The 4,662-nt window shown below is 34.2% G+C and carries 3 protein-coding genes; all 3 read right to left on the reverse strand.

Annotated elements, in window-relative coordinates:
• Nucleotides 1-284 precede the first annotated feature (284 nt).
• On the reverse strand, nucleotides 285-1,445 hold the full coding sequence (locus NC856_RS17530) for a hypothetical protein (RefSeq protein ID WP_159083013.1): 1,161 nt from the start codon (nucleotides 1,443-1,445) through the stop codon (nucleotides 285-287).
• On the reverse strand, nucleotides 1,438-3,366 hold the full coding sequence (locus tag NC856_RS17535) for a DNA cytosine methyltransferase (protein ID WP_264091686.1): 1,929 nt from the start codon (nucleotides 3,364-3,366) through the stop codon (nucleotides 1,438-1,440). The genes NC856_RS17530 and NC856_RS17535 overlap by 8 nt, the downstream gene beginning before the upstream one ends.
• A gap of 402 nt (nucleotides 3,367-3,768) precedes the next feature.
• Nucleotides 3,769-4,080 (reverse strand): conjugal transfer protein TraD, encoded by a 312-nt coding sequence (locus tag NC856_RS17540; RefSeq protein ID WP_264091687.1) that lies wholly within the window; start codon nucleotides 4,078-4,080, stop codon nucleotides 3,769-3,771.
• Between the last annotated feature and the right edge of the window lie 582 nt (nucleotides 4,081-4,662).

Genomic DNA, 4,662 nt, shown 5'->3' on the forward strand with positions numbered 1-4,662 from the left:
GTCCATCGTTTGCCTGTCTCCGTTGTTGGAGTGAACATATCAAAAACAGACAATTACACAATTTAAATTACAGTCTCAAAAATAGGCAAAAAGAAATAAATTATTGTGTAAAGGGCCGAAAGGCCCTTTTTCATTTAAGGCTCCACCCTCATCGGGGAATATATATATCCCACTAATAACTAACTAAATTTTATTCTACAATTGCATTTATGTCATCTTCATGTGAAAAGTAAGATTATTTATTAATAGATGGCAGGAGAATGACATCTACCTGCCAAATTTATTTATATACTTTCAGTCGTTGTTATCTTATTCCAAACTTCACGATGTTCATGCTTGATAGCTTTATCTTTTTCTAGCAAATCAACATATTTAGGTAAGACTAAAGTTGGATCGGTAATTAAGCGAAGATAATATTTTATTGATGGCATAACACCGTTTGCAATAACTTGGCAGTTATAAAGTTGCTTAATTGTGGTTATTTTTTTGTTGATTAGTTCATCTGGGTCACATTTATTACTTGTCGTTAAAACGTAATATCGATCTAAATGTTTATCTCTAACCTTTTTCACAACATCTTGTATAATAACTTCATCTATTTGTATGTCATGTTTGACCTCAATCGCTTCAAAAACTTCTTTAGTTGAGGTATTAATAATCTCTATATCACCAACTGCACCCGTTTGTGAATCAGCAGCAGAATGCTCTTCAAGAGGTTTAAGTTCCATACCTTTATATCTTGTCATTTGTTCTACAAGTACTTCATATATAGCATAAAGTGCTAACACAGGTAATCTTGATGCTCCTTTAGATGCCTTATACTTATAGAAAAAGTGTTTTTTGAACAATGAAACAATTAATAATATGTCTTCCGTTCTTGGGATTGATAATACGATTTTTTTAGATTCTCGTAATTTTACTTGTAAATAAATAAGGTAAGATAACGCTTCATCAGCAGATTGATTATTACATTCTATTTCATCAAAGACACTTAAAAATGGGATCTTAATGTCACCAATATTTTCATCATAATCCATCATGTATGGTTTTGGTCTTTCAAATGTTCTTGTTTGCCAACCTGATTTTGCCCCTTCAAAAGTATTAGTAGTTAGCCATGGATAAACTACTTTCTCACTCACACCTCTGAAATTAAATCCGGCAGGACGATCTGTCTGATTCTGAATTTGAACTTGATGATAACGAATATCGACATTGTTTCTTGCTGCTTTGATAGAAAGGCAAGTTACTATGTTAGTAAATCCAGTTGACGCTTTCTGAGATAATCTTGATAACTCAATCAAGGAGTTTTTTAGAGTTAGTGATATATTAGGATTTGGCTCCGAATCATCATTGAAGAGAGTTAGGGCATTATTTAATGCTCTATCTAAGGCTCCAGTAATCTGACTGGAAAGGACGTCAGAAACTTCATTGAGTTTTTTATTCATTACTAAAATCCTCTTCCTTGACCGTAAAGTTCATTTGTTTGTTAAATGGGAGCGTAAAAGGATATGAAACCATATATACATCTTTAGGCATAGCTATATTTGTTTCTTTGCAACGAATATCGAAACGATAAGATCTCAATTTTTTTACAAGTGCAAGAAAACTTTTTTCACCAAACTCAGCGCTAAAAAGCTTTGTTAAATGTTCTCTAGAAATATGTTTCGAACAATTATCAAAACTAGAAATATATTTGGCAAATCGCCCCACAGGATTTTTTGCTCGTAAGTCGAAGTCAATAATTTTAAATATTGGATGAGGCTCTGTGAAATGCCCATAAAGCTCGAACAGAGAATGGTATTTGCTGGATTTGATAACCCAATCGTCAATAGCATTCCACATTGTCTGCATCGAATGATCTGAAACACCATAGCAGACCACATTAATTAATACTTCGTAATCACTTTTATCATCAACTTTAGCTATTTCATCTTTATAAATAGCTATTGTAACTTTTGCGAATATCTTTCGAGAATTATCAGCTTTTACAGAAATGTTAACAATATTGCCAATCGTGCTGACTTTGACGTTGTTATAATGTGCAGGAACCATATAAGGAGAAATATGGCAAGAATAATCAAGTTCTTTAAACCTTGGTACTGCGTTGTTCTTATTTACGAGAACTAAGTTATGCATTATCTTTGTTTGTGCTGCTTTTTTTCCTTTACGCTTATCAAAACTAAGCGTATAGTCATTAGGCATTAAGTTGATGTGAACATTTTTTTTAAATATTTGATTGGCGATACTTAACGCCAATTGAAAACTAAGTTTTGGGCTTACAGAGTTACCAATTTGTTTTATTACAGACTCGCGAGTTCCAAAGAATTTGTATGCATCAGGAAAACCTTGCAGACGCATATACTCACGGATAGTGAATCTTCTATTTTCCCAATGGAAGGGACCAGTATATTTCCCCGGGCTTGCAATTAGGGTCTTAATAGGAGTATTAGGTGAAGCTTTATATAGGAAATCAGAGAATCTTGAGCGATAGGCAAAGATAGGCTCTGGATAGCCCCTTTTTTCAGTGAAATATAGATAATTTTCACCGGGAGGAACTAATGGTAAAAGATGAGAATACTTTCCCGATGTCAATTCAAGTGAGGCTTTATTTTCGTCATCATTTTGTATGCTGGAAAAAACACCTTTAGGTGTCAAATGCGGTTTTTGTTCAATAGAGTCAGGCCCAAAAAGCGGGAATGGGAACAAAAAATCGCCATCCATTTTATGACCGACCATAATCATCCTCTCTCTTTGTTGAGGAGCACCATAGTCAAGAGCATCTAGAATTCTGTAGTTAATTTTATAACCTAACTCTCTAAAAGAATTGACGATAATTTTCCAATCCTCACCCTTATTAGTGCCTAAAATACCTCTTACATTCTCAAAAAGAAATGCTTTTGGTTGAACGTGCTCAACTATTCTACAATATGTTTCAAACAAGGTGCCACGATCATCTAATCGTCCAGCAGCACCACCTGCTCTCCTACCTGAAGCAGAAAAAGACTGACACGGGGGACCGCCGATTATTAGGTCAACGTCTTTGGGTAGGGTTTTAGGGTTCAATTCCCTAATATCTTTCTTCTGAATTAAAGTTTTTTTAGAGATCAAACAACCTTTATTCATTTCAAGTGATTTACAGCAGTCTTCCTCAATATCAGTTGCATAAACGACGTCAAAACCAGCAAAATCAAAACCAAGATCTAGCCCGCCTGCACCAGTAAAAAAACTAAGAACCTTAACACCTTTTCCAACAGATAATCTCGATGCTGTATTCGCTGAGTATGGTAGCTCTGCATAATCATTCATAGAGGGCATGCTATCCGTTAATCTATTTTTGTTAATGATGTTTTTAACAGAACTATTCATATATTTCTCTACAAAGTGATAAATCGAAATACTAGCGTGAGATGTCCTCACGCATTACTGTTTAAGTATACAGCTATTTTGATGAGATTTCAATCGAAACATTATGTAATGGTAATCATTTAATCTAAAAAATTAAAATGTCTTATGTCAAGTCCATATAACTTTAATTAAAAGATATAAGGATTGGGTAAATACCTATCATTTATATTGACATCTTGCCATATTACTTTTGCGATTTGAAAAAAGGCGACAAGAATTTTTAAATAAAATTGATCTATTCGTGCATTTAAGGACTGAATTTTTATAAACATGGTGCTTAAAAATAACTGTAATGCTTAATTAATAATGAAAGCTTCTCTTTTTCTACGCAATGATTTTATATGAAGATAAGCATATAATAATTCAGGGATTTCGAAATTTAAGCTTTGATAAAAACAATAGACCATTACTTCGATATTTATCTTTATCTTCAGTACTTAACCTTGAGATATCTAATAAATAACCAAGGACTAACGCCTTATCTATATCTGAAGCATTGCTGTTTACAGCTTTCGCCACTTCAGCACCAAGGATGATCTTCAAGCGTGTTTCAGCGCTCTTGGATAAAGATTTCTCTTTGCTCTTGAGACGATTCAAACGCATCTGCGCTGATGCAATTTTTTGCTTAATTGTTTTTTCTGTTCTTGGCTTTCCGTTTTTATCATCTGTATTCATAATTATTTTCCCTCTTAGTTGTTAAAAACATGAAATACAATTAAAAAGGGAAAAGGTCAAACTATAGGCAGAAGGTTGAAAAAATCAGTAGCTGAACAGGCTTGCCCTGTCAACGAGGGGATTCATCCCGAAAAAATGGTGTTTTGGTTTTAAAAACAACAGGCCAGTAAGCCTAAAATAAAATTGTGCAACACAGACGAGTGCAACCACTAACATTAAATACCTGATACTCTCCCCGTTACTTATTTTATCAAATCAATAAAAGTACTTTTACCTGTTGTTTTTACACTCTGATTTCCGAACCTAACCTGTGAATTGTGCAACATGTAAAAGCGTTTATTATTTTCACTGTTTTGTCTAATTTTCACTTTCTCGCCTTACGGCGGGGGGCTAATTTAACTACTTTTACCCTTTCGGGCGCTTTCTAAGCACCAGAATCCAATATTATTATCCTACCTCAACCGTTTATCCGATTCCTACCTTGTTAATTTCACAGTCTGTAAAACTAAATAGCTTCGCATATTACCGCTCCATTTTAGCCAGTCCGTGTTGATTGCCGGGGAACGGCGATGCAGCATTCAT

Origin of the sequence: Brenneria izbisi, from assembly GCF_025840185.1 — a bacterium.
Lineage (GTDB): Bacteria > Pseudomonadota > Gammaproteobacteria > Enterobacterales > Enterobacteriaceae > Brenneria > Brenneria izbisi.